Genomic DNA, 23,550 nt, shown 5'->3' on the forward strand with positions numbered 1-23,550 from the left:
CCCTTACCTCGAAATTTCCGCGGCCGCATGCTCCATGCCCCGCTGCGGACGCGGTACTACTTCTGTATAAGGAGATGGCTTAGGCCAGTTCGGGGCAATGGCGCGGCCGACCATTCTTCGTCCAGCGGGAGCGGTGATGCTGGCGTATTCCATTTGTCCTGAATGACACATCGCTTGATGGCGCTATCCAGCTTTGCTTTCCTTTTTGCCGGCGTCCTGTGCAACGCGGCGGCACAGTTGTTGTTGAAGGCCGGTGTCAGCACCGTGGGAGCTATCCCGCTGGAGCGTGCGGCGCTCGTGAATGCCCTATTGCAGGTGCTGATCCAATGGCAAGTAGTTGCAGGCCTTGCGTTATATGGGATTGGCGTGGTGGTTTGGATCGTGGGTCTCTCGCGCATCGAGGTGTCGGTGGCTTACCCCATGTTGTCGGTCGGCTATGTGCTCAATGCCATGGCCGCCTCCTGGCTACTGGGTGAAATGATTGGCCCAATGCGAGTGGCCGGCATGCTGCTGATTTTGGGTGGCGTGCTTTTGGTTGCCCGCTCCTGAAGTGGCCGCGCGCCGTACCGCCACGCACCCATTTTTCAACCGGCGTCCAGTCGTTATCAATGGCATTTTGGCCATGCATTCCCGGTTTTCTAGTCATGCGTTTCTTCACCGCGGCACTGGCGCTGGTCTCGATGGAGAACCAAGCGCGACATGCAGGACGGCAACCATCGACAACATGTGAAGGCTCAACGACCCACCGCATGTCAGATTGGCGGCGCGAAGCCAAAGAGAGGGTCGGCCGGAATCCTGATGAAATCCGCCGCTTTTCGACCCGACCTGTTGATTGTTAAAGGGTGGACGCATTGAATTGCGGCGAAGCAGAGAGCGTCTGCTTTGCCCACTAACCGCATGCTCGCCTTGCAGTTCGCGCGGTCACCGGTTCGGATTGCGCTTCCATCCGGCCCTGCTGTAAGGCAAGTTTCTGTGCCATGGAATCACGCTCCTTCCGAATCTTCCCGCCTCCTCTGCGGCGCCCGTGAACTGCTGCTGCATACGCTCCGCCTAACGATGCTGGCTCGCCACTTCGGCCGACAACTGCTGGACTTGGCTGACAAGCTGCTCATTTCGCTGCTGCACCTTCGTGAGCGTGGTTCCGCGCGCTGCTGCGCGTGTTGGCCTCTTTGGCTTGCAGCATGACTTGCTTCTGCACGCCTTCCAACAGTGCGGTCGCCTTGTCGATCTCGGCCCGTGCCGCCGCTTCTCGTTCTGCCAGCGCGGCGCGCAGATCTTCCAATTCGCATGCGCTGTCACGCTTGGCATCCCGCCAGGACCTGAGTTGCCTCATTACGCTGGCTTGCCAGCGCCTTTCGACGTTCTGCAAGTGACCAAACGCGGCCTCCTTGGCAGCACTCGCCTGCTAGCTTGGACAAGGCGCGATCGGTGCTGCCTGGCGCTCAGGGAGCTGGACCCGGAGCGCGCGCACTTCATCCTGGAGCCTTCGTTGGCGATGACCAGCGCTTTGCCTGCTCGACGACCGCGGCCAGCTCAGCCTCCATTTCCTCATGCCGCTCAGCAAACACGCGCTCGCCGTGCTCCACGGCCTCCGCCCAGGCGGAGATCATCGCTTTGGCCACCGCCGGCGGCAAAGCCGCGCTGAGGGCAGCGAAGCGCGTCCGCTCATCGTTCCAGAGCTTCAACTCGTCGTTGATGGTCATACGGCTGCTTGCTTTTTCACGATGAGCTGTCACATCAGTAAGCCACCCTGAGGATATGTGAGACTTCGCATATACGCGACTACCGGCCGCCCCCATCCTTGGCCGGATAGTGACGTCGCGCCAAAAATATGAATTACAATCATTCGCATTTGTTCCCGAATTCACCGTTCCGCCGGTAAGCCCCCCATGCAAGCGCTGCGCATTCTCTCCCTTGTTCTGTGTTCTCTGTTCGTGACGGTCTCGACCGCGCATGCCGATCCTCTGGCGACGCAAGACAAGGCCAAGCAAATCTGGCAATTGCTGGACTACCTTGCTGTCGACTATGGTCGGTCCGTCAAGGATGGCCACGTCGCCAACGAGGCCGAATATGCTGAGATGCAGGAGTTCGCGCAGGCAGCCGAACGGCAGCTAGCCGAGTTGCCGCCAACGCCAGCCGCGCCAGAGCTGGCCAAGGAAGCGGCGGCGTTGCGTGCAGCCATTTCGGAGAAAGCACCGCCCGAAACGGTCGGGGAGCAAGCCCGCAGACTGGCCGGTGGACTCCTCGCGGCCTATCCGGTTCCGATGGCCCCTGGCAAGCTGCCCGATCTGCAACAAGGGGCAAAGCTCTACCAAAGCCAATGTGCTTCGTGCCACGGCGTCTCCGGGCACGCAGACGGCCCACTGGCTGCAAAGCTGAGCCCGCCGCCGATCGCCCTGGCCGATCATGAGCGGGCCCAGGAGCGCAGCGTCTTTGCGCTCCAGCAGATCATCACGCGCGGGGTGGAGGGAACGTCGATGCCGGGTTTTGCCCAGCTCTCGGACGACGATCGCTGGGCGCTCGCCTATTTTGCCTCGACCCTCTCGTATTCGGATGCCGACCGCCAGGCTGGTGCCAAGTTGTGGGCATCGCAACCGGCTCTCCATGCAGCCGTGCCCACGCTGGCCATGTTAAGCCAGGCCTCCGAAGCTTCGCTCGCCAAGACGATCGGGGCGGACGTCTCGCGCCAGTTGACGGCCTACCTGAGGAGTACGCCAGGTTCACTCGCGACATCAAACACCGACAGCCTGGTGATTGCCAAAGATAAGCTGAAGGAAAGCGTGTCCGCCTTGGACAAGGACGACAGGCAGGCGGCTTCGCGCTTGGCGTTGGCCGCCTACCTCGACGGCTTCGAGCCCGTCGAGCCGGCGCTCGCTGCCAAGAACCAGACGCTCTTCCAGGATATCGAGAAGACGATGGGGCTCTATCGCAATGCCGTGACCGCGGGCCAAGTGGAACGTGCCCACGAGATTGCACAGCAGTTGCAATCACAGCTTGACGAGGCACAGGAGGCACTGGGCGGCACCAATGACGCCGTCTCGACCTTCCTCGGCGCCCTGACAATCCTGCTGCGAGAAGGGCTTGAAGCCCTGTTGGTGGTCGTCGCGATGATGGCGTTCCTGAAGAAAGCGGATCGCACCGATGTCCTGCCCTACGTGCATGGGGGCTGGATTGCCGCGCTGGCGGCTGGCGGGTTGACCTGGGCGGTCGCCACCTACGTCGTCGACCTGAGCGGCGCCAGCCGCGAGATGACGGAAGGGTTCTCCGCAGTGTTTGCTGCGATCGTATTGCTCGGCGTGGGCATGTGGATGCACCAGAAGAGTCTTGCGGGTCGATGGCAAGCCTATGTGAAAGAAAAGCTGTCGTCGGCCTTGAACAAGAAATCGGCGCTGATGCTTTTCCTGCTGTCGTTCGTTACAGTCTACCGAGAAGTGTTTGAAACGGTCCTCTTTTACGCTGCTCTGTGGACAGAGGACAACGGCGTTTACTTGCTCGCAGGGCTTGCGTCGGGTATCGCCATCCTGGCTGTGATCGCCATTGTCCTCCTCCGCTCCTCGGCGCGCCTTCCAATCCGTCAGTTCTTCGGTTTCAGCTCGGCACTGGTCGGCGTGTTGGCGGTCGTCCTGATCGGCAAAGGCGTGGCAGCGCTACAGAAAGTCGGCTTCCTGCAGGTTACGCCGATCTCGCTGCCCCGTATCGACGTCCTCGGCGTCTACCCGTCTGTCCAGACCGTCACCGCGCAAATTCTGATTCTGCTCATTATCGCGGCAAGCATCGCCTACAATTTCCGGTCGCAGCGGGCATCTACCCAGGCCTAACGCCGCCAAGGCGGTGCCACGCTAGGGAGCACGGCTCCACGGCTGATTTCCCTGCCATAGAACGTCGGGCGCCTCGCCTTTTCGCCCCAACTGTGTGAATCCGGGCGCCACGATTCAGCCGTGCCGCTCCCGTGCGCCTCGCATGGGAGCGCACATCGTCCCGGCGCCAACCTGGCCTCAAAGGAATCGCCGTGACCGCATCCCCTCGCATCACGTTAAGCCAGATCCCTTCGGCGATCTGGTGCTGATGATTCTGTGGGCGAACGATTTCCGCGCCGTCTTCTGGGTGGCGGTCATCCCGGGCATTCTCTCCGTGCTGCTGCTGATGGGTGGGGGTGCGAGAACCCGAGCCTCATGTCGGCGCCAAGCGAACCAATCCGATCAAGTGGGCAAACCTTGTCCGTCTCGGCTCATAGTGGCAAGTCATCGCGATTGGGGCGCTGTTTACGCTTGCTCGCTTCAGCGAGGCGTTCTGGTCCTGCGTGCCCAGCAGGTCGGCCTGCCTCCGTACTTGGCGCCGCTGGTGTTGGTCGAGATGAACGTCGTATATTCGTTGTCGGCCTATCCGTTTGGCAAGCTCTCCGATCGCCTGCGTCATACCACGCTGCTGGCATGGGGTCTTGTGATTCTGATTCTGGCCCACCTCGTGCTGGCAATGAGCACACCCCCACGTACTCATCGTGGCTGAATCAGGCCGAGAACTGGTTTGCCCGTATCCAGCGCGACGTCATCACGTGTGGCGTGTTCACCAGTACGAAGGACCTCGATAAAAAGCTCAAGCGCTGGATCCGTCAATACAACAAGCTGGCCGCCCCGCTGAAATGGAAGTACTCCGATCCGACGCGCCGCATCCGGTGCGAATCTTCTGGTTCAGCGGACTAGTTGACCCTGAACGTGAAGGCGGGCTGCGCGAAGGCGGATTGTTGAATTCCGCTTCGCGCAGCGCGTAACGTGACAGATTCGTAACGCGAGCATCATGCTTGCGTGAGTCATGACCGGCTAGAGTGGTTTACAAGGCTGAAGAAGCCGCGTGTAGAGTTGGGGGAGACGATCATGACGATGATCCAACGTTGCGCTGTCATTGCCACCATTGTTGCCGTTGCAGGTGTGCTTTCCACAGTGCCGGCCATGGCCTCGGCCGGCAAGTTTGGGCCGTACACCGATGGCGCGAAGACAGGCAAATTCGATTCATATACCGATGACGCCAGAGCGGGCAAGTTCGACCCATACACCGATGGCGCGAACGCTGGAAGATATATGTCGTCTTCCGATGGGGCTCCGCTGTAACCGGGCAGTTTCTCGTGGGGCCGTCCCCTCCGACGACTGCATTTGCTTCGACGGGATGGCAAAAACGCCTATCTGAAGCAGGCGGGGGTGCCCATTTTGTTCGTTGTTGCACGATGCCAACCGCTGCCGTCGACTGGCCATCGTGCAAGCGTAAGCTGTCCCGCGGGGCGGGCCCTGCGGAACAAGGCTTGTCATCCGCTGCCGGCCGCCACGGTACGCTGACAAAGCGTCGGCGCAGCTCTTGCATTCAAAGCTGGCTGGATTCGTTACTGATAAAGGGATAAGAACGCCCCGTCAGGCGCAATTCGACACAGCGGCGACCACTGGGCATAGTGCTCCGAAGGGCAAAGACTGCCGCCGTGCGGCCTGATCAAATATTGCGGCGCCATCAACATTGCGTGGCGCTGGCGCCGACTCGACTAGATTAAAGCGTATCGCCCGTAGGGCGGTGAGCGCTGCGAGTTGTACTTCCAGCAAGTTTTGCGCCCGGCCGTCCTTCGCTGCTGCTGGCCGACTGCGCACAAGTCGGCGACGTTGCAAGGCGGCGTTTGCCTGAAGCGACGCAATCAGGATGTCAAGGCGGGAGAGGTTAATGATGGCTAGATGATTGTTAGGCATGATGCATGAAGGCGAGGTCCGATAACAAAGGCACGCTGGCCGACGGTCAAACTGGCGGCGACTCCGCCGCCAGTTCGCCGCATTCCGCTACCGAATGAGCCGATCCCAGCTACCATAGTGCTCCCGGCTGCGCCAGCCGCGCGGCAGGCTCAATCCGATCAACGCAAGCCCTGCGACGGCCCCAAATGCCGCCGCCGCGGAATTTCCGCCGCTGAGCACCCACGGTGCGATGACCAACCAAGCGCCAAAGCCGACATTGATCCAGCGCAGTAACCTTGCTACCTCTGCGAGCGCGGCCACAGCGACAACAATTACGAGCGCACCGATCAAATGATCGCTGTCCGCTAACGGCGGAATGGTGCCAAACAACAGGCGCGTGAACATCAGCGCGATGCCAACTCCGACACACGCAACCAGTGTCCAGGGCCATTGCACACCACGCAACGCCGACGCCATCGCGTCGGACAATGCGCTATCGAAACCGGGACGCCGGTCGCGCTGGCTTCCTGGCGAGGCGCCGCCCACGAAGAAGAGGCGAAGTACCGGCTCGCCGCGCCGATGCGCTTGTCCCAGAAACTGACCCATTGCAACCAGTTCATCCAACGTATAAGGGATCATCAGCGTCATTGCGCCCGCAGCGATCAGGCACAACGTGCACCAGGTCCCGATCACGATTGGCTGGATAATGATGAAATAGATGCTCACCACGCCAAGGGGCACGACGACGATCCCAAATGCCGCCACCATCCAAGGCATGGTGCGCCAACGCTGGCGCCCACCCATCGCGCCCATCAACACCTCCAGCAGATAACTGACCGCGCCAAGGCCACCGTCCGGAATCGGCCAGGACCGGGACACGGCGGAGGTAATAATGGTTTCCGTCCCGTTTTTTTGCGCGTCAGGAGAAAAGAACGGCTCCCAAACCGCCGCCGCATGGCCGAGTTGATACGCCGTGAGCTGGCGTGCGATCAGGAACCCGAACAGGGCCAGCCCGATAATGGGCAGCCGCTGCAAATAGGTGGACGGCGAGTACGTCCACCCGACCGGCAGATCGGACTGGTCCTTCATCGACGCCATGCTCATGCCTGGCATCATGGGTACGAGGATGGCAAAGGCGATGAGGAAGCCGCCGACGATCACATCGTTGTTGTAGACGGCCGAGGACGGCGCCCAGAACACCAGTGGCGCGAACAGCAACCAGAGCCCGACACAGGCGTTGCCCCACTGCGCCCATGAAAAGCGACGCGAAAGAGACAATGTGGCGAAGCCCATGATCAGGCTGCCGCTGGCCATGTCGCTCCAGCCCAGCCACGTCATGCGCAACGCAGGGGGCGCAAGACCGCGTTCTGCGGTCACTTGCATTACCAGCGTGCCAAACTCCCGAGTATCAAAGGCGCCCAAGACAAAAGGGCTTGTGAGTAACCAGGCACCAAGCAAGATGTTGAGATAATGCGCCCATAACAGGCTGTAATGGGCGTCGCGCATATGCTGCTCGTGCTCGTGCTCGTGCTCGTGCTCGTGCTTAGCGGCGGAGCCGCTGATTTCCGGCGCGCCCTTGACGGTCACGCTGCCGTGTCGCACCACGGGGTGATGGTCGGCGATGATGGCCGTGTTTAGCCGGTTAGCGCGATACCAACTGACCGGGTCCTGCTTCAGCGCCGCGATGATGCGAGGCATCGTTTCTAGAATTCGGCGCTCAGGCCGCCAATTTAGCCTCTCGCGCGCGCTGGCGCTGTCCACTTCATAATGATCGCTTGCCAGCCATCGCAGTTCCGGGTCAGAGGCGTCACCGACATTTCGCGCATGCTGGCAGCGTGAGTAAAGGCGCGCCCCGACGCCGGCCTGCGGCCGCATCGCTTCGCCCGGGCCATCCAGTGCGTGCAAAATTGCTGCCCGCAGTTGCCTTGGTGTCACTGCCTCCTCCTCGGCAAGCACTAACGACAACTTGCAAGGCAACTGGCCGCGCGCTGCGACAGCGTGCGCGACCGCCGCTGCCGCGTCATCGACGTGCAGGAACACATGGGCGGTGTCCGGACGTGTGTCGGCCCGGGCGACAAGGCTGGACTCGTAGCTTGCCGCGATCTGCTGCACCAGGAAAGCGTTATGACCGAGATCGTCGTAGAGCGGCGCGAGCCGCAGCATCAACCGCGGTACGGCGCCGAGTTCGTGCTGGAGCAGGTGCTCCGCCCTGATCATCATCGCCCGCAATGGCGATTTGGGATCGATGGGCGAGGCTTCATTGATCGGATTGCCGGGTTGCGACGGGGCATGGACTAGCAAGGTGCCGGCCAGCACGAATTGACCCACCGCGCACCGCTGCAATTCAACAATGATGCGTTGCAGGTTGCCGACAAGGTCGAGTTCCGCCGCGATCCGCTGCACGCTGCCGTCCGCATTGGGCGCGTCTTCCATCTCGCTGACCACATAGACGACCGACGTTATAAGCTCGCCGTGACCGGCTATCACCGCATCGAATGCCTGCGCCATATCTTTTTCACGTGTCGCGTCGATGCGAAGCGCTAGCGCACTGGGGAACGCTGCGGCAAGGTCTTCGCCATCGAGCGCGACCACACGGTATTGCTCCAACAGGCGCGCCACTACGGCGCGGCCGAGCAGCGATCCTGCCCCCACTACCACAATCGTGTCCGTGCTATGTGCCAACGCCGACTCCTTGCCGGGGTGCTATCTGACTATCATGAAGAGACCGAGCAGGCCAGCCACGGCGGCCACACCGATCGCTGCGGACACTTGCCAGCGATGCACGCAGATCCACCACTGCGCACTGGTTGACTTCGCTTGATTGTCAAAGCGGCCATGTGCTGCAAACAAGCCCACGACCGGTACAAACAGGTTATCGGGCCGATCGGGGTGGGCGGGTTCCTGGGTCTGCTGTGCCTCATACGCCTGTCTGGCCGCCACACGATCACCCAGGCCTGGGAAAAATCGACTGGACAGAATGGTTTTGGCGGCTGGCCAGCCCACCCATACCTCGCGAGGGCCGTGCGTGGCTGCCCAGACAATGGCCTCACCGGCGATTTCCGGCTGGAATATTGGCGGCACTGGTTGGGCACGGCGTGGCAACTTGCTGCGGCACCAATCGAATTGCGGCGTATTGAACGCCGATAAATGCACCATCGTCAGTCTCACCGACGAATGATCGTGAACGAGTTCCGAACGCAGGGAATCGGTAAAGCCACGGATCGCCGCCTTCGCCCCACAGTATGCTGACTGTAGCGGGATGGACCGATAGGCCAGCGCCGAGCCGGTCTGCACAATACAGCCATGATTGCGCGCCGACATGCGTTTCAGCGCGGCCAACGTGCCATGCACCGCGCCCAGATAGACCACTTCCGTGACGCGGCGATACTCGGCCGCCGTTGTTTCGGCGACCGGCGCAAACACGGTCGTAGAGACATTGTTCACCCAAATCGTGATCAGTCCCAGTTCGAGCTCAATGCGCGACGCTGCTGCCTCCACCTGCTGGGCATCGGCGACATCGACGGGGATGCCCAGCGCCAGGATCCCCAGGTCGCGCAATTCGCTACAGACCCGGGCCAGGCGATCCGGCTCTCTTGCCAGGATCGCGATCCAGTCCCCGCGCTGCGCAAAGGCCCGCACGGCAGCGAGCCCCACGCCTGCGGTGCCACCGGTGACGACAACAATGTTGGGCGGATGCATTCAGGCCTCCCCGCGTTGCTGCGCTTGCTGAATGTCCAGCGCAGCCTGGATCAGTGCCAGATGGGTATAGCCTTGCGGATAGTTGCCCAGCAGCGCCTTGCTATCCGGGTCGATCTCTTCCGCGAATAAGCCGAGATCGCTGGCAAACGAGCAGATGTGCCGAAAGAGTTTGATCGCCTCCTTGGCCCGGCCTTGTCGGGCCAGGACTTGTACCAGCCAGAAGCTGCAGATGGCGAGGGTCGCCTCTTCTCCTGGCACGCCATCGTGGATGCGGTACCGATAGACCAGCGAATCCTTGGTGAGATCCCGCTGAATACGGGCCACGGTTGCTTTCACGCGCGCGTCAGTCGCGGGGAGAAAGCCGGTCAGCGGGATCAGTAGCGCGCTCGCATCCAAAGCTGGCGATCCGAAACTTTGCGTGAACGCGTCAGTCCCGTGGTGAAACCCCTGCCCCTCGATGACGCGACGCAGCGCGTCCCGTTCGAGCTTCCAGACAGCAACGTTTCCGTCGAGTTGCCCAGCCTGTGCCAGCGCAATGGCACGGTCCAACGCCACCCAGCACATCAGCTTGGATGATACGAAATGCTGGGGCACCCCGCGCGTCTCCCAGAATCCTTGGTCCGGCTCACGCCAGCGCGCCGCGGCGGCGTCGGCTAGCCGGGCGAGCACGCGCCGCATTGGGGCGGACAGTGTCATTGGCATGCCCTGTTGGCACACCCAGGCCGCGTCGAGGACATGCCCATAGACATCCAGTTGCACCTGTTCCGCCGCCGCATTGCCGATACGCACCGGACGGGACGCACGGTACCCGTCAAGATGGCGAAGCTCCTGCTCAGGCAGGTTCGGGCTGCCATCGATCCGGTACATGATCTGCAGTCGTTCGAGATCGCAAAATCGCTCGATCCAACGAAAGAAGTCCATTGCGGCCTCGTGATGGCCCAGCGCCATCAACGCGCGCAGCACCATGGCCGAGTCGCGCAGCCAACAAAACCGATAGTCCCAATTGCGGCTGCTACCGATCCACTCCGGCAGCGAGGTGGTTGGCGCCGCCACCAGTGCTCCGGTCGGGCCAAACGTCAGCAACTTGAGAACACAGGCGCTGGTGCGCACTTCTCGTTCGAAGGGACCGCGATAGGTGCATTGCTGCTGCCACTCGCCCCAATGTCGTAGGGTCTCATCAAGGACCGCCTGGGGGTCGTGCACAGGGCGGTCCGGCCCGTCTTGTTGGAAGGACGCAATCGCCCACAGCGGCGCGCCGGGCCGCACGATGGCCACACCTTTGGCGCGGTGCGCTTCGGTCGCCAGCGGCAGCGGCAGCGGCGGCGAACATACCAGGCTGAGACGTTGGTGTTCGCATACAGCGGTCACGCCATGCGAACCGACTTCCCATTGGTGGGGCTTGCGCGCATAGTCAAAGCTCGGACTGAACACAAGTTCCACCCTCACCTCGCCAACGATCGCCTCAATGCGCCGCAACAGCCGATGGCACTCGGGTGAGTCATGGTCCAGCCGACTGCGTGCGAGCCGCTCGCTATGCATGAAGTCGGTCAGGCGAAGGATCCCGCCGCTGGCTTCAAACATGGTTTCCAGTACGCCCCCTGGGACCCGGTAATTGCGCGAACTGATCGCACGACCCGTCGGCCGGATTTGAAAGTAGCCTCCACGGTTAGCATCGAGCAATCTGCAAAATACGGCGCCGGCGTCAAAGTGCGGCATACAGCACCAGTCGATGGACCCCGACGTGCTCACCAACGCCACGCTATGCGTGTTGCCAATGACGGCATAGTCGGCAATGGGCGGATACCTGGGGTTGGTGAACACTCCGTCTCCTTGACCCTCGCCACGCTGGCAACACGCATTGCCGAGGTCGGGATCCTGGCTTACATCTGGCGCTAGCGCGGGAAAGAACTACAACGCGCTATGCCTGCCGTTACACGGCTCAAGTTCGCGGCGTGCCATGGCTTCACCGCCGAGCCGCGCGTTGCCGTCCAAGATCGAGTCGTTGGGCTACCTGGATCTACGCCATGGCGCGACAGACCTGCGCGCACTCCTGACAGGCACGTGCGCACTCTTGGCAATGCTGCGCCTCGTGCTTGGCGCACTCCGTCCCACACTCTTCACAGACCTTCGCGCACAGCGCGCAAATCGCGCGCGCGTACTGGCTATCGCGCGCCATCATCGCCGCGGCATAGGCACATGTTTCGGCACAGTCCAGGTCGAGTGCGATGCAGCGTTTCATGGCCTCAACCTCTGGCTCACGCAGACAAGACGCCGCACAGTGATGACAGGCGACTGTGCAGGCGTGACAGGCTTCAATACAAGATAGATAGTTTTCATGTGGCATGGCAAAGCTCCTAAAGAAATTCGACCAGCGTGCGAGACGCCGCCAAATTGAGAGCAATTCGCGCGCCACAGGAAGCAGACGACAGCCTGGGAGCGGCTACCTTACAGGAGCATTACGCGACGATGACGCAACCGGTGACAGCACATGTTTTGTCCAGGCTGATGACGCTAAAGGAGCTTTTGCTTCGACGTGGCGCGCACTATGCTAAGTGGACGTTTCACCATTGCGCGAGGAGACAACGTGTTCGAACGCCCTAGCGATGCCATGCTTCGCCCCGTCTCACTGGGCCGCCGCCGACTGCTGGGAAGCCTGATCGCGGGAGGCGGCTTGGCGAGCCTGGGCGCGTATCCACGCACCGCTTGGGCCTTGAAGAGCCAAGGCCATCCGGTCGTGCTGACAGGGACCACGTTTGAGCTGGCCATTGGCGCGACGCCCATGTCGTTTACCGGCCGTATCCGGCCTACCACCAGTGTGAACGGCTCCATCCCCGCGCCGATTCTGCATTGGAAGCAAGGCACCGAGGTCACGCTGCGCGTGACCAACTTGCTCGATACCCAAACATCAATTCACTGGCACGGCATCTTGCTGCCGTTTCAGATGGACGGCGTGCCGGGTATCTCCTTTCCCGGCATCGGGCCGGGCGAGACGTTCGTGTATCGCTTTCAAGTGCGGCAAGCCGGCACCTATTGGTACCACGCGCATACCCGTTTTCAGGAGCAGACCGGCTTGTATGGACCGCTGGTCATCGAGCCAATGCATCCAGACCCGATCAAGGTCGATCGCGACTATGTCGTGATGCTCAGCGAATGGACGGATGAAAACCCGGAAATGGTGTTCGCGAAGCTCAAGAAGATGAGCGACGTCTATAACTTTCAGATGCCGACGGTGGGCGACTTTGCCCGAGATGTGTCCGAAATGGGGCTGTCCGAGGCCTTGGCTAAGCGCGCGATGTGGAACCAGATGCGAATGAATCCGACCGATTTGGCCGATGTTTCGGGAGCCACTTTTACCTACCTGATCAACGGCACGCCCGCGGATAAAAATTGGACAGCGATCGCTAAAGCCGGGGAGCGCGTGCGGTTGCGCTTTATCAACGGCTCGGCGACCAGCAACTTTGACGTCCGAATTCCCGGCGTGAAGATGACGGTGGTATCGGCTGATGGGCAGGATGTCGAACCGGTACCGGTGGATGAAATCCGCATTGCCGTCGCCGAGACTTATGACGTAGTGGTGCAGATGCCGGACGATAAGGCGCACACCATCTTTGCTCAGTCGATCGATCGCAGCGGCTACGCCAGGGCGACACTCGCACCGGAAGTCGGGATGGAAGCCGACGTGCCCAAGCTCGATCCGAAGACCTGGCTCACCATGGCCGATATGGGCATGGGCGACATGGCGGACATGGATATGGGCAGCATGGAAATGGGGGCCATGAAGATGGATCAGAAACCATCCATGGCCATGGATCGCATGGGGATGGAGTCCATGGGTGGCGCACCCACGATGCAACCAATGACGCCGGAGGCGGGCATGGGCGCCATGGGGGGCATGGGGGGCATGGGGGGGCATGACATGTCGACCATGTCCGGGCCAGCGAAGGACGCCCATGCCGGAATGGCCGGCATGGACCACGGCAAGTCCGACGCGAAGCCGGGGATGCAAAAAACCGGTGGCGAGATGGGGCATGACATGGGCAAGATGGGCAATATGCCTGGCATGGGGCCACAGGTCGACATGCGCTCGATGAACCCTTCCCGCTCGCTGTCGGATCCGGGGCCAAGACTGCGCAACAACGGCAGGCGAGTGTTGACCTACGCGGACCTTAAAACGCTCGGCCCGGTGATCGACAAGCGCCCGCCCAGCCGGGAGTTGGAACTGCACTTGACCGGCAATATGCGCCGTTTCATCTGGGGCCTCGACGGCAAGAAGTTTTCCCAAGCCGAACCGATCCGGCTCTACTACGGGGAGCGCCTGCGCATCACGCTGATCAACGACACCATGATGAACCACCCGATGCACCTGCACGGGATGTTCAGCGAGCTGGAAAATCACGAAGGCCAGGCGCTGGTCAGAAAGCACACGATCAACGTCCAGCCGTCCAAACAAGTCAGCTTCCTGGTGACGGCCGATGCGCCGGGACAATGGGCCTTTCATTGTCACTTGCTTTACCACATGGAAGCCGGCATGTTCCGCAAGGTCGTGGTCGCATGAGCGGGTTGAACCGCGCCAACGCCAGGGAGATTGACGTGCCCAACCACCGTCTCATCCTTCTCGCAAGCCTGGCTCTCTTGGCCAGCGTGCAGTGCCACAGCGTGGCGGCGCAGACGATGGCGCCGATGCCAGGTATGACACACGATACGCCGATGCCGGGCATGGCGCACGATGCCCCGATGCCACCAAAGACCGCAGCTCCAGCCGGGAAGCCAGCGCCAAGCCATCCCGCAGTCAGTCCGACAGAATCTGCCTCAGTGCCCGGCGGCGCGAATGCGATCATCCAGGTGAAGGAGGCCCCGGTGCCGATGGCAGATCCGAACCGAGGCATTCCCATGCCTGGGGATACGATGGCCGATAACGATATCTACTATCAGGTGCTATTCGATCGCCTCGAGTACGTCAAGGCACCCGGCGGCTCTGGACTGGCCTGGGACATGCTCGCCTGGGTAGGACGGGATCTGAACCGGTTATGGGTCAAGTCGGAAGGCACGCGTCTGTATGGCAACACAGAGGATGCCAGAGCTGAGGCACTGTGGGGACACGCCTTTGCGCCGTTCTGGGATTGGCAACTGGGCGTGCGCCAGGATTTCGGCAATGGGCCGCCGCGGACCTGGGGCGCCTTTGGCGTGCAAGGCCTGGCGCCTTATTGGTTTGATATCGAAGCCACGGCTTATCTGGGGTCGTCGGGACGCGCTGCCGCCCGAGTGCGGGCTACCTACGATATTCGCTTCACCCAACGTCTGCTGTTGACGCCGGAGTTCGAGGCGAACGCCTATAGCAAGGCAGATGAGGCGCGAGGCATTGGCAGCGGCGTGTCCGAGTTCAAGCTTGGCTTGCGACTGCGATACGAGATCCGTCGCCAGTTCGCCCCCTACCTAGGCGTGGTGTGGGGCAAGAAGCTGGGCAATACCGCGGATTTTGCGCGTGCTGCCGGAGAGCGGACCACCGACAAGCAAATCGTTGCCGGCGTGCGAATCTGGTTCTGAACCCATTTGAGACGCCGGCCAGGTTCAAGCCCGCTGCTGGTTAACCGCCAACTTACTGTGCGATTACATTTCGTATCACGCCTGCGAAGGCCGCGCGCGGGAAAATAGAATGGTCATTATGACGCACGTGCAAGCAGCCATAGGGGGGCCCCGTTTGATGGGGCGTTAGTCTGCGTCCTCTCCGCGTGCCATGCTGGCACGCGTGGCACACGTCGCCGGCCAACTCAGGAAAGGACCCATGAAAGTCGGAAAGCTGCTGGTCCTGCTCGGTGGCGCGGCAATGGGCATCGCGCCCGGTGCGATTGGCGCCATTCAAATCGGCTGGGAGCCCAGGCAAGAGCTCAGCAGTAACTGGTGGCTGCAGTGCGGTGGCGTGCCGGCTCCTGCCGCGCCCGCGATGTGGCCTGCCGTGGACCATGAATGGGAAAGCAGGTCGCTGGACTGTACAGCGCAGCGGGACAAGGAAACCCCGCAGTATGCGCTTGCCGTGAACCCCCGGCACCGCTTATTCAAGCACGGCAACGGCGCCGCGGCGCCATCGAATACTGCCAAATCTAAGCCGTCGCGAGAGGCGAAGCGACAAAACCGTGACTGCGGCCAGCCCCGACCGGCGCCACCGCAATAGTCTAGACGTTCCCCCTTTTCGGTACGCGCTTTCCGCGTGTGCCAACGCAGTCTCAACCTGTGCCACCGAGCCAAAGGAGATCTTGAAGATGAAAAGCAAACTTGTCGTTGCAAGCCTGATTGCCGCGGTATCGCTTACTGCCGCCGCGACCGATTTGAGCACGGTCGTGAAGACCTATGAGCTCAAAGACGGATCAAAAGTCCACGTTTTCAAAGACGGCAAGATGGGCATGGAGAACAAGTACGGCAAGTCCGTCAGCATGCCAGAAGGCAAGGTCATGGAGACCAAAGACGGTAGCAAGATCCTGATGAAGGGCAATGAGGTGTTCCGTCTGGACGACGCCCTCATCAAAGGTCACCGCGAAGGCGGCTAAGCGGGCGACCTGACACGGGCTCTGAGCAAGCGGGCGCCGTGCAGTGCCCTTGCTCGGAGCCCGTCGGGGCCGCTTGCCATGCTCAGCGTCACCCACGCGGCCCGAGCGATGAGCGGGCGCTGCATTATTTCTCAGCGTATACGGACACGCTAAGCGACCGAGAGGCCTGCAGTGTCAGGGCATGGCGACCATGAGCAGGGATGCGCAGCGATACCGGGCGCGTTCCGGGCATCGCGTGTCCGGCGTCATCCTGGGAAATCACTACGGTGACCTCGGCTGGCTCGTTGCGGGGATTGTCCAGAACCAGCACACACCCCTCCCCCGCACCAAGTGTTCGGCGCCAGGTCGCGTCGACCCGCGCCCCGACGTCGATCAGCCACTCCGTAGGGCGCGGCTCGGCCAGGCCACCGGGCACGAAAGCGGCAGGGCCCCGATCGAGATCCAAAATGGGGGCGTGCGCCAACGCAGAAGCGCTAAGACTAACAAGCAACGCCGATAAGCCGGTTCGGATCAGATTCAATCGAAGTCTCCCTAAAAAAGAACTGGACGCAGGCTGTCTTCGTGGGATCTGACGGCCAGCATCATGACGCGGCATGCCACCTGGCACCTGAAAGAACGGGGCGCTCCTGTTGACCCAAGGCGGCAACGCCATTGATTCTAGGGCGGCCGGTCTGTCACAGAGATTACGAGAACATGACAAGACATCATCCCGCCGTCGCGCACTCCCCTGTCGTCTACTTCCCATTAGCCCAGCGCGAGCGCATGCCTGCTAATTCCGTGGGAAGGGGCGACCGCTGCGCGCTGCACAAGTTGCATCGCCCCAACAATGTAACCGGCTTGCAATGTCGCAGTAAGCTTGGTCTCACTAGACTTCAGTGCCTATCGAATACCAATAACGTGGCGAACTGGAGACGCTATGAAAAGAAGAAAGATGACCGCCGCTGGCATGCTGCTGGGGTCGCTGTCATTGGGGGCTTATGCGCAGACGAGTGTTACGCTATACGGCGTCGCCGATGTCGGCATCGAATATTTATCGAATGTGCCATCGTCGAGCGGCGGCACCAACCAGGTGCGCATGTCGGCCGGCAATATGTCGACCTCGCGTTGGGGCTTGCGGGGTACGGAAGATCTCGGCGGTGGCCTCAAAGCGGTGTTCGAACTGGAGAGCGGCTTCGCCCTTGATACCGCGCAGTCGAGTAGCGCCGGCCGGTTGTTTGACCGGGGCGCGCTGGTCGGGCTGTCCAGCCCATATGGTCAGTTGACCCTTGGTCGCCAGACCACGGTGCTATACGACACCGCCATTCAGTTTGATCCCATGGGTTTCGCGCCGCGATACTCGCTTTTCAAGAGCGACGATACCATTGCCGGTCGCGCGGACAATTCCGTCAAGTACAAGGGCACGTTTGGCGGCGTGACCGCAATGGCACTGTACAGCTTCGGCCGCACTGGCGGCGGCGAAGTCCCCGGCGAGCCGAAGGTGGACCGGGAGATGAGTGCGGGTCTGGTGTATTCGACTGGACCGCTTTCCCTGGGCGCCCTGTACGACGAGTACCAGGGGTCAACCGTTGCATCGCAGGGGCAAAAGGACCGGCGCGCGTTAGTGGGGATCAGCTATGGGATCGGACCAGCAAAGCTGTATGCCGGTTATCGTTGGCTCAACGGAAATATCTCGAGCGCGGTAAGCGCAATGCGCTCCAACTTGTATTGGGCAGGCCTGCGTTATCAGCTGACCTCGGCGCTGTCGCTCACCGGCGCAGCGTACTATACCGATGTGCGGGGTTCCGGCGCCGATCCGCTGATGTTCGTGGCCTCGACCGATTACGCGTTTTCCAAACGCACCGACATGTACTTCAATGTCGGCTATGTCCGTAACAAAGGTGGCTCACAGTTGGGCTTGAACGGCTTTAACGCCAGCAGTGGCGCGCCGGTCAATGTCGTGCCGGGCGACAACCAGACCGGTGTCGTGCTGGGTCTACGCCATAAGTTTTAAGCAAAGCCGCCTGAATACCTGTTGATCCGGCACACAAATAGGGGACGTTCTCGAGAGGGTTAGTCAGATGATGCATGACAAAATCGACTCGAGGACGCTGTCGGTCGACGCGTTGAACGAGCGGCGACGGCGAGCGGTGAGAATGCGGCTTCAAGGCGTGAGCGTGAACGAGGCGGCGGCGCAGTGCGAGCTGACGCGCGCGACGGTGAGTGCGGCATTCAAGGCGTATGAAGCGGGCGGCTGGAAGGCGGTGGACACTACGCGGCCGGGACGACCCCGCGGCATTGGACGCACGCTGACGGCCGAGCAGGAGCGTGAAGTGCTGCGCCTGATTCGCGACCGTACGCCCGATCAGATGAAGCTGGGGTACCCGCTGTGGCAGCGCCAGGCGGTGGCCAAACTGATCCGCGATCGCTACGGCATCGAACTCGCTGCACGCACCCTAGGTCTTTACCACGAGCGCTGGGGCTTCACGCCGCAGAGGCCGATCCAGAAGGCCTACGAGCCGCCAGCGGCAGTGAAGCAGTGGCTCGATGAGGAATATCCGGTCATTGTGGCGAGCGCCAAGGCAGAAGCCGCCGAGATCCACTGGGGCGATGATACCGGCTTGCGCAGCAATGACGTACGCGGGCCCGGCCATGCTCCGCACGGCCAGACTCCGGTGGTACGGGTGAACAACGAGCGCCATGGACTGTCGGTCATCTCCAGCGTTACCAACCAGGGAACGATGCGCTGGTTGGTATTCGACGGCGCGCTCAATTCCGACATCCTGATCAATTTCGTGAAACGGCTGGTCAAGGGCGCCAAGCGCAAGGTCTACCTGATCCTGGACAATCTGCGCGTGCATCACAGCAAGCGGGTAAAGGCGTGGTTGGCCGAGCACAAGCGCGAAATCGAAGTCTTCTACCGGCCAAGCTACAGACCCGAACTCAACCCCGGACGAGAGGGCCTTCGCCGACCTCAAGCCGGCCGTCACAACGCTGACGCCGGCGCGCACCAAGCTGCAACTGGTCAAGGCGACGTCCATGTACCTGTGAAGGTGTCAACGACAGCCCGAGCGGACCAAAAGCGAGTTTCGAGCCCAAACCGCTTCGTGATGCCGCATGAGATTGTAGATACAATGCCGGATCAATAGGTTGAACGGTCCTTTTACCAAAGGACCACTAGCCACGGCGCCGCAACGCCGTGGCTATTTTTATGCGGCGACGCGCTGGAGGCCAACCGTCTAGCTCCGGGCGGCGTTTCGCTGGCGGGGAAACGTCAAAATGAAGCGCGTAGTGCCTTCCGACGATTCCGCCGAAATCTGGCCCCCGTGCGCAAACATGATGGCTTGCGTGATGGAGAGACCCAGTCCCACGCTTTCGGACTCCGCACGGGTCCTTGATTTGTCGGCACGGAAAAAGCGGTCGAATAGCGATGGCAGCAACTCGGGACTGATTTCCTCGCCCTCATTCTCGACTACGATCGACGTGCTGCCGCCCTGCTCGCGCGTCTCGACCCGGATCTCTTTGCCGGACGGCGTATAGCGTAGAGCGTTCGAGAGCAGATTGCTGAGCGCTCGGCGTAACATCAGACGGTCGCCGGTAATTTTCGCTTGCCCATCAAGCCGTAGATTGACGCCCTTGTCCTCTGCCAGCGCGTCGTAGAATTCGAACAGCGCCTGTACTTCATCAGCCACGTTGATCGCTTCCTCATTCGGCAGTGTGATGCCGTGCTCCATCTTGGCCAAGTACAGCATATCGGACACCATGCGCCCAAGCCGCTGCAATTCCTCGGCATTCGAGGCCAGGACCTCTCGATATTTGGCGGCATCTCGCGGCTGCGATAGCACGACATGCGTCTGCGTCATCAGGTTGGTGATGGGCGTGCGCAGCTCATGCGCCAAATCGGAGGAGAATTCCGAGAGCCGCCGAAAATCATCCTGCAGTCGCTCCAGCATCGCGTTTAACGTGATCGCCAGATCTGCCATCTCGACCGGCACGGCTTCGACCGGCATGCGCGCATCCAGTTTGTTCGCGGTGACGCCCTTGGCGCGTGAGGCCATCATGCGCAGGGGTGCGAGCCCGCGTCGCGCCGCCCACCAACCAAAGAGACCGCTGGCGAGCACCGCCAATGTGGTATAGAACGCCAGCGAACGACGAAATGCATGCATGAAGTGCGCGTGGATTTCCGTGTCCATGCCAACCACGACGCGCAAAGGTGCAATGCGCGGGTCAGCCGCACTCACCTGCGCGCGCATGCCGCGATACTCCTGCTCGCCTTGCTGCCAGACGAAGGTATTGTCACGCGCCAATTCGCGCGGAATCGCCTCGAAAGCAATCGCAAAATCGAAGTCCTTGGTCGCATACAGCTTGTGGCCTTGTGCGGTCTGCACCTGCGCGACGAAGCCAGGATGGTGATCGACCATTTCCCGAAGCCGCTGGGGCAACCGCTCGGCCGGCGTTTCCTGCGCGATCTTTTCGATCAGGCGAATATTGTCGCCGAGCACCACATAATCCTCGGTGGCGAAGTGGCGGTCCATCGCCAGCCAGATGAGAACGCCCAAGCCCAGCAGCACCACGGCAGAGCAGAGCGAAAACAGGATGGTCAGACGCATCGTCAGGGACAGGCGATGCGTCATGCCTGCTCCTCCGGCGCTTCCAGCACGTAGCCCATGCCGCGCACGGTCTGAATCAGCTTAATATCAAAGTCATCGTCGATCTTCGCCCGCAAGCGGCGAATGGCCACATCGATCACGTTGCTATCGCTGTCAAAGTTCATGTCCCAGACCTGGGAGGCAATCAACGAGCGTGGCAGCACCTCGCCGCGCCGGCGAGCGAGCAACTCCAGCAGCGCAAACTCCTTGCTGGTCAGCGTGATGCGGCGCCCGGCCCGCGACGCCCGGCGCCTGCCCAAATCCAGCACCAGATCGCCCACCTGAATGCGGTCCATCGCTAGCTGTACAGTACCGCGCCGCAATAGCGTACGTACGCGCGCCAGTAGTTCCGAGAACGCGAATGGCTTGACCAGATAGTCGTCAGCGCCCAACTCCAACCCCCTGACCCGATCGGCCACGCTGTCGCGGGCGGTCAGAAATAACACCGGAACCGGGTTGTCCGCGGCGCGGATCGTCTGCAAAATACGCCAGCCATCGAGATCGGGTAGCATGACGTCGAGGATAATCAGGTCGTACGCTTCGTTAAGCGCCAAGTGCTGTCCGTCCAGCCCGTTGGCGACCAAGTCGACCACGAATCCTGCCTCGGTCAGCCCCTGGCGCAGGTACTCGCCGGTCTTGGATTCATCTTCTACCACCAGCAGCTTCATCTTCGTGCCCTCCCCCTCGTCTTTCGGATTATGTGCCCGCCTGTTGGACCGGCTCTAATACGGGGTAGTCTACCGAGACGCTCTGTGGGTAACCCAGACCTTACCGGAATGTAATGTTTGGGTAAGTTGACGGTAGCCTCGCTGTCGTTACTCTCTTGCTGCCGCCTTCCGACGCGGCCATTCAAGCAAAAAGGACTATTTCATGCGACGTGATCGACCGTCTGGCCTTGTGCTGCCTAATCTGCCGCGCCGCCGTTTTGTACAGGGTCTGGCCGCCGGTGGCGTGATGGCGGGGCTGTCTGGCTTGGGCGGTGCGGCCTGGGCTCAGCCGTCAGGCCGACCGGCAGATGTCTTATCCGGCACAGCACCAGTGCTGCGCGGGACCGACTTCGACCTCGTGATCGGCGAGTCGGTGGTCAACTTCACCGGGACGCCACGCGTCGCGACCACCATCAATGGCATGTTGCCGGGGCCGACGCTGCGCTGGCGTCAAGGCGAAACGGTGACGATTCGGGTCACGAACCGGTTGCGCGAGCACACGTCGATTCATTGGCACGGGATCATTCTGCCGTTCGAGATGGACGGCGTGCCGGGGATCAGCTTTGCGGGCATTGCGCCGGGCGAGACCTTCACCTACCGCTTCAAGGTCGACCAGATTGGTAGCTATTGGTATCACTCGCATTCGGGCTTCCAGGAGATGACCGGCGTGTATGGCGGCATTGTCATCGATCCAGCCACCGGCGTGGATGGCGTGCGAGCCGATCGCGATTATACCGTGCTGCTCTCGGATTGGACCGACGAAGATCCGATGCGCGTGCTCTCGAAACTGAAGGTTCAGAGCGACTACTACAACTATAACCAGCCGACGGTTATCGATTTTTTCCGCGACGTCTCCAGTGATGGGATGAAGAGCGCGCTCGCTAAGCGCAAGATGTGGAACGAGATGCGGATGAGCCCGACCGATCTGGCGGATCTCTCGGGCGCCACGCTGACTTACTTGATGAACGGCGTCACACCGGCCGGCAACTGGACCGGCGTGTTTAAGCCGGGCGAGAAGGTTCGTCTGCGGTTTATCAACGGCGCAGGCAACACGTTCTACGATGTGCGCATTCCCGGCCTCAAGCTTAAGGTCATCCAAGTCGATGGACAGAACATCGAACCGGTAACCGTCGATGAGTTCCGCTTCGGCCCGGGCGAGACCTGTGACGTGCTGGTCGAGCCGCGCGACGAGGCCTATACCATTTTCTCGCAGTCGATGGATCGCACCGGCTATGCCCGCGGCACCCTGGCAACTCGAGCCGGGCTGGCGGCACCGGTGCCCGCCGTGGATAAGCCGCAGTGGCTCACCATGGCCGACATGATGGGCAGTATGGGAGGCATGGGCGGCATGGATCACAGCGCCATGGGCGGAATGAGCCATGGCGGCATGGCCATGCAAGGCATGGACCACGGCTCGATGGGCATGCAAGGCATGAACCATGGCGCTATGGCCATGGATCACAGCCAGCATGCCATGGGTAGCATGTCGGGGGGCATGGCGACCGATGCGTCGCTGAAGGTGCCCAGCACCAAGGCGCGCCACGCCAAGACCGAGTATGGCGCCACCACCGATATGCGCGTTGACATGGCGCGCACCAACTTGGACGACCCGGGCATCGGTTTGCGCGACACCGGGCGCCGCGTCCTGACACTGGCCGATCAGCACACCATTGGCGGTCCGTTGGACAAACGCGGTCCCGGGCGCGAAGTGGAACTGCACTTGACCGGTAATATGGAGCGTTACTCGTGGTCCATCGACGGGGTGGAGTTCGGAAATTCGACGCCGGTGCACTTTAAGTATGGCGAGCGGCTGCGCGTCATTTTGCACAACGACACCATGATGACGCACCCAATGCACATGCATGGCATGTGGAGCGAACTCGAATCGCCGGATGGCGCCTTCCTCGCGCGTCGACACACGATCGCGGTGCAACCGGCGCAACGCATCAGCTTCCTCGTCACCGCCGACGCCTTGGGCCGGTGGGCCTGGCATTGCCACCTGATGTTGCACATGGACGCCGGGATGTTCCGCGAAGTGGTGGTGGCCTGACCCTAACCGATATGCACATGGAAAAACCAACAAGAACAGTACTTGCCGCCGTGCTTGCTTCCGCTGGCATGAGCGCAGCTTGGGCCCAGCACGCCCACACCGAAGCGGTTCCAACGCAAACTTCGTCGCCCGCCGTCGCGGAAAAGGCGAAGTCCATTCCGAAAGCAAAGTCTTCGGGCAAGGTTGGCGGCACCGCTGCCACCGACGGCCAGATGCAAGGCATGG

Annotated in this window: 17 protein-coding genes and 4 pseudogenes; 13 read left to right on the plus strand and 8 right to left on the minus strand. The window is 61.4% G+C overall.

All coding sequences use genetic code 11. From position 1 onward, the window contains the following. Positions 1-177: 177 nt before the first annotated feature. Entirely contained in the window at positions 178-549 is a 372-nt protein-coding gene (locus tag AC1Q7H_RS27350) for a DMT family transporter (RefSeq protein WP_116322074.1), read from the plus strand. Between the two features lie 559 nt (positions 550-1,108). On the opposite strand, the gene AC1Q7H_RS27355 is transcribed toward AC1Q7H_RS27350, so the two are convergent. Then, positions 1,109-1,369 carry a hypothetical protein gene (locus AC1Q7H_RS27355; RefSeq protein WP_147316271.1) on the minus strand — a complete coding sequence of 87 codons (261 nt, stop codon included), beginning with the start codon at positions 1,367-1,369 and terminating at the stop codon, positions 1,109-1,111. A 103-nt stretch (positions 1,370-1,472) separates the two neighbouring features. Beyond that, positions 1,473-1,703 (minus strand): DNA-binding protein, encoded by a 231-nt coding sequence (locus AC1Q7H_RS27360; RefSeq protein ID WP_158577719.1) that lies wholly within the window; start codon positions 1,701-1,703, stop codon positions 1,473-1,475. A 186-nt stretch (positions 1,704-1,889) separates the two neighbouring features. Here AC1Q7H_RS27360 and AC1Q7H_RS27365 point away from each other — a divergent pair, with 186 nt between their 5' ends. The 4 genes and pseudogenes from AC1Q7H_RS27365 to AC1Q7H_RS27380 all read left to right on the plus strand — a co-directional run bounded on the left by AC1Q7H_RS27365 (position 1,890) and on the right by AC1Q7H_RS27380 (position 5,105). Beyond that, positions 1,890-3,818: a cytochrome c/FTR1 family iron permease gene (locus AC1Q7H_RS27365; protein ID WP_116322071.1), complete on the plus strand. Its 1,929-nt coding sequence runs from the start codon at positions 1,890-1,892 to the stop codon at positions 3,816-3,818. A 244-nt stretch (positions 3,819-4,062) separates the two neighbouring features. Then, a pseudogene (locus AC1Q7H_RS27370) lies at positions 4,063-4,479 on the plus strand (MFS transporter); the annotation flags it as partial. Beyond that, positions 4,479-4,700, plus strand: a pseudogene (locus AC1Q7H_RS27375) (IS630 family transposase); the annotation flags it as partial. The pseudogenes AC1Q7H_RS27370 and AC1Q7H_RS27375, both read left to right, overlap by 1 nt. Positions 4,701-4,871: 171 nt before the next feature. After that, on the plus strand, positions 4,872-5,105 hold the full coding sequence (locus AC1Q7H_RS27380) for a hypothetical protein (protein ID WP_306437367.1): 234 nt from the start codon (positions 4,872-4,874) through the stop codon (positions 5,103-5,105). A 705-nt stretch (positions 5,106-5,810) separates the two neighbouring features. Here the strand turns inward: AC1Q7H_RS27380 and AC1Q7H_RS27385 are convergent. The 4 genes from AC1Q7H_RS27385 to AC1Q7H_RS27400 form a co-directional block, all read right to left on the minus strand. Further along, positions 5,811-8,384 (minus strand): vitamin K epoxide reductase family protein, encoded by a 2,574-nt coding sequence (locus AC1Q7H_RS27385; RefSeq protein WP_492381916.1) that lies wholly within the window; start codon positions 8,382-8,384, stop codon positions 5,811-5,813. A 21-nt stretch (positions 8,385-8,405) separates the two neighbouring features. Next, positions 8,406-9,401: an SDR family oxidoreductase gene (locus AC1Q7H_RS27390; RefSeq protein ID WP_116322069.1), complete on the minus strand. Its 996-nt coding sequence runs from the start codon at positions 9,399-9,401 to the stop codon at positions 8,406-8,408. Then, positions 9,402-11,222, minus strand: coding sequence for a glycoside hydrolase family 15 protein (locus AC1Q7H_RS27395; RefSeq protein WP_492381917.1), 1,821 nt, complete (start codon positions 11,220-11,222; stop codon positions 9,402-9,404). It abuts the gene before it with no gap. Between the two features lie 196 nt (positions 11,223-11,418). Then, a complete protein-coding gene (locus tag AC1Q7H_RS27400; RefSeq protein ID WP_062799392.1) occupies positions 11,419-11,745 on the minus strand; it encodes a four-helix bundle copper-binding protein in 327 nt (108 codons plus the stop codon). A 264-nt stretch (positions 11,746-12,009) separates the two neighbouring features. On the opposite strand from AC1Q7H_RS27400, the gene AC1Q7H_RS27405 reads away from it, so the two are divergent. The 6 genes and pseudogenes from AC1Q7H_RS27405 to AC1Q7H_RS27430 all read left to right on the plus strand — a co-directional run bounded on the left by AC1Q7H_RS27405 (position 12,010) and on the right by AC1Q7H_RS27430 (position 19,040). Beyond that, positions 12,010-13,956 (plus strand): copper resistance system multicopper oxidase, encoded by a 1,947-nt coding sequence (locus AC1Q7H_RS27405; RefSeq protein WP_116322067.1) that lies wholly within the window; start codon positions 12,010-12,012, stop codon positions 13,954-13,956. Continuing rightward, positions 13,953-14,945: a copper resistance protein B gene (locus tag AC1Q7H_RS27410; RefSeq protein ID WP_492381918.1), complete on the plus strand. Its 993-nt coding sequence runs from the start codon at positions 13,953-13,955 to the stop codon at positions 14,943-14,945. The genes AC1Q7H_RS27405 and AC1Q7H_RS27410 overlap by 4 nt, the downstream gene beginning before the upstream one ends. A 238-nt stretch (positions 14,946-15,183) precedes the next feature. Further along, on the plus strand, positions 15,184-15,570 hold the full coding sequence (locus AC1Q7H_RS27415) for a hypothetical protein (RefSeq protein WP_116322066.1): 387 nt from the start codon (positions 15,184-15,186) through the stop codon (positions 15,568-15,570). Positions 15,571-15,658: 88 nt separating this feature from the next. Continuing rightward, entirely contained in the window at positions 15,659-15,943 is a 285-nt protein-coding gene (gene copK, locus AC1Q7H_RS27420; protein WP_053821780.1) for a periplasmic Cu(I)/Cu(II)-binding protein CopK, read from the plus strand. A gap of 916 nt (positions 15,944-16,859) precedes the next feature. After that, a complete protein-coding gene (locus AC1Q7H_RS27425) occupies positions 16,860-17,933 on the plus strand; it encodes a porin (RefSeq protein ID WP_492381919.1) in 1,074 nt (357 codons plus the stop codon). 70 nt (positions 17,934-18,003) lie between these two features. Continuing rightward, positions 18,004-19,040, plus strand: a pseudogene (locus AC1Q7H_RS27430) (IS630 family transposase). Between the two features lie 118 nt (positions 19,041-19,158). Here AC1Q7H_RS27430 and AC1Q7H_RS27435 read toward each other — a convergent pair. Both AC1Q7H_RS27435 and AC1Q7H_RS27440 read right to left on the minus strand, forming a co-directional pair. Beyond that, complete coding sequence (locus AC1Q7H_RS27435; protein WP_116322063.1) at positions 19,159-20,553, minus strand: heavy metal sensor histidine kinase; 1,395 nt, start codon at positions 20,551-20,553, stop codon at positions 19,159-19,161. Beyond that, positions 20,550-21,236 (minus strand): heavy metal response regulator transcription factor, encoded by a 687-nt coding sequence (locus tag AC1Q7H_RS27440; RefSeq protein ID WP_053821777.1) that lies wholly within the window; start codon positions 21,234-21,236, stop codon positions 20,550-20,552. The genes AC1Q7H_RS27435 and AC1Q7H_RS27440 overlap by 4 nt, the downstream gene beginning before the upstream one ends. Before the next feature lie 202 nt (positions 21,237-21,438). Here AC1Q7H_RS27440 and AC1Q7H_RS27445 point away from each other — a divergent pair, with 202 nt between their 5' ends. Both AC1Q7H_RS27445 and AC1Q7H_RS27450 read left to right on the plus strand, forming a co-directional pair. Next, on the plus strand, positions 21,439-23,325 hold the full coding sequence (locus AC1Q7H_RS27445; RefSeq protein WP_492381920.1) for a copper resistance system multicopper oxidase: 1,887 nt from the start codon (positions 21,439-21,441) through the stop codon (positions 23,323-23,325). 17 nt (positions 23,326-23,342) lie between these two features. Beyond that, a pseudogene (locus tag AC1Q7H_RS27450) lies at positions 23,343-23,550 on the plus strand (copper resistance protein B); the annotation flags it as partial.

Source organism: Cupriavidus sp. GW823-FHT06D04 (genome assembly GCF_058795055.1).

Coding starts and splice junctions, on each gene's coding strand:
- AC1Q7H_RS27350 (WP_116322074.1), top strand. CDS start 178: ATGGCGCTATCCAGCTTTGCTTTCCTTTTTGCCGGCGTCCTGTGCAAC.
- AC1Q7H_RS27360 (WP_158577719.1), bottom strand. CDS start 1,703: ATGACCATCAACGACGAGTTGAAGCTCTGGAACGATGAGCGGACGCGC.
- AC1Q7H_RS27365 (WP_116322071.1), top strand. CDS start 1,890: ATGCAAGCGCTGCGCATTCTCTCCCTTGTTCTGTGTTCTCTGTTCGTG.
- AC1Q7H_RS27380 (WP_306437367.1), top strand. CDS start 4,872: ATGACGATGATCCAACGTTGCGCTGTCATTGCCACCATTGTTGCCGTT.
- AC1Q7H_RS27390 (WP_116322069.1), bottom strand. CDS start 9,401: ATGCATCCGCCCAACATTGTTGTCGTCACCGGTGGCACCGCAGGCGTG.
- AC1Q7H_RS27400 (WP_062799392.1), bottom strand. CDS start 11,745: ATGCCACATGAAAACTATCTATCTTGTATTGAAGCCTGTCACGCCTGC.
- AC1Q7H_RS27405 (WP_116322067.1), top strand. CDS start 12,010: ATGCTTCGCCCCGTCTCACTGGGCCGCCGCCGACTGCTGGGAAGCCTG.
- AC1Q7H_RS27410 (WP_492381918.1), top strand. CDS start 13,953: ATGAGCGGGTTGAACCGCGCCAACGCCAGGGAGATTGACGTGCCCAAC.
- AC1Q7H_RS27415 (WP_116322066.1), top strand. CDS start 15,184: ATGAAAGTCGGAAAGCTGCTGGTCCTGCTCGGTGGCGCGGCAATGGGC.
- copK (WP_053821780.1), top strand. CDS start 15,659: ATGAAAAGCAAACTTGTCGTTGCAAGCCTGATTGCCGCGGTATCGCTT.
- AC1Q7H_RS27425 (WP_492381919.1), top strand. CDS start 16,860: ATGAAAAGAAGAAAGATGACCGCCGCTGGCATGCTGCTGGGGTCGCTG.
- AC1Q7H_RS27435 (WP_116322063.1), bottom strand. CDS start 20,553: ATGACGCATCGCCTGTCCCTGACGATGCGTCTGACCATCCTGTTTTCG.
- AC1Q7H_RS27440 (WP_053821777.1), bottom strand. CDS start 21,236: ATGAAGCTGCTGGTGGTAGAAGATGAATCCAAGACCGGCGAGTACCTG.
- AC1Q7H_RS27445 (WP_492381920.1), top strand. CDS start 21,439: ATGCGACGTGATCGACCGTCTGGCCTTGTGCTGCCTAATCTGCCGCGC.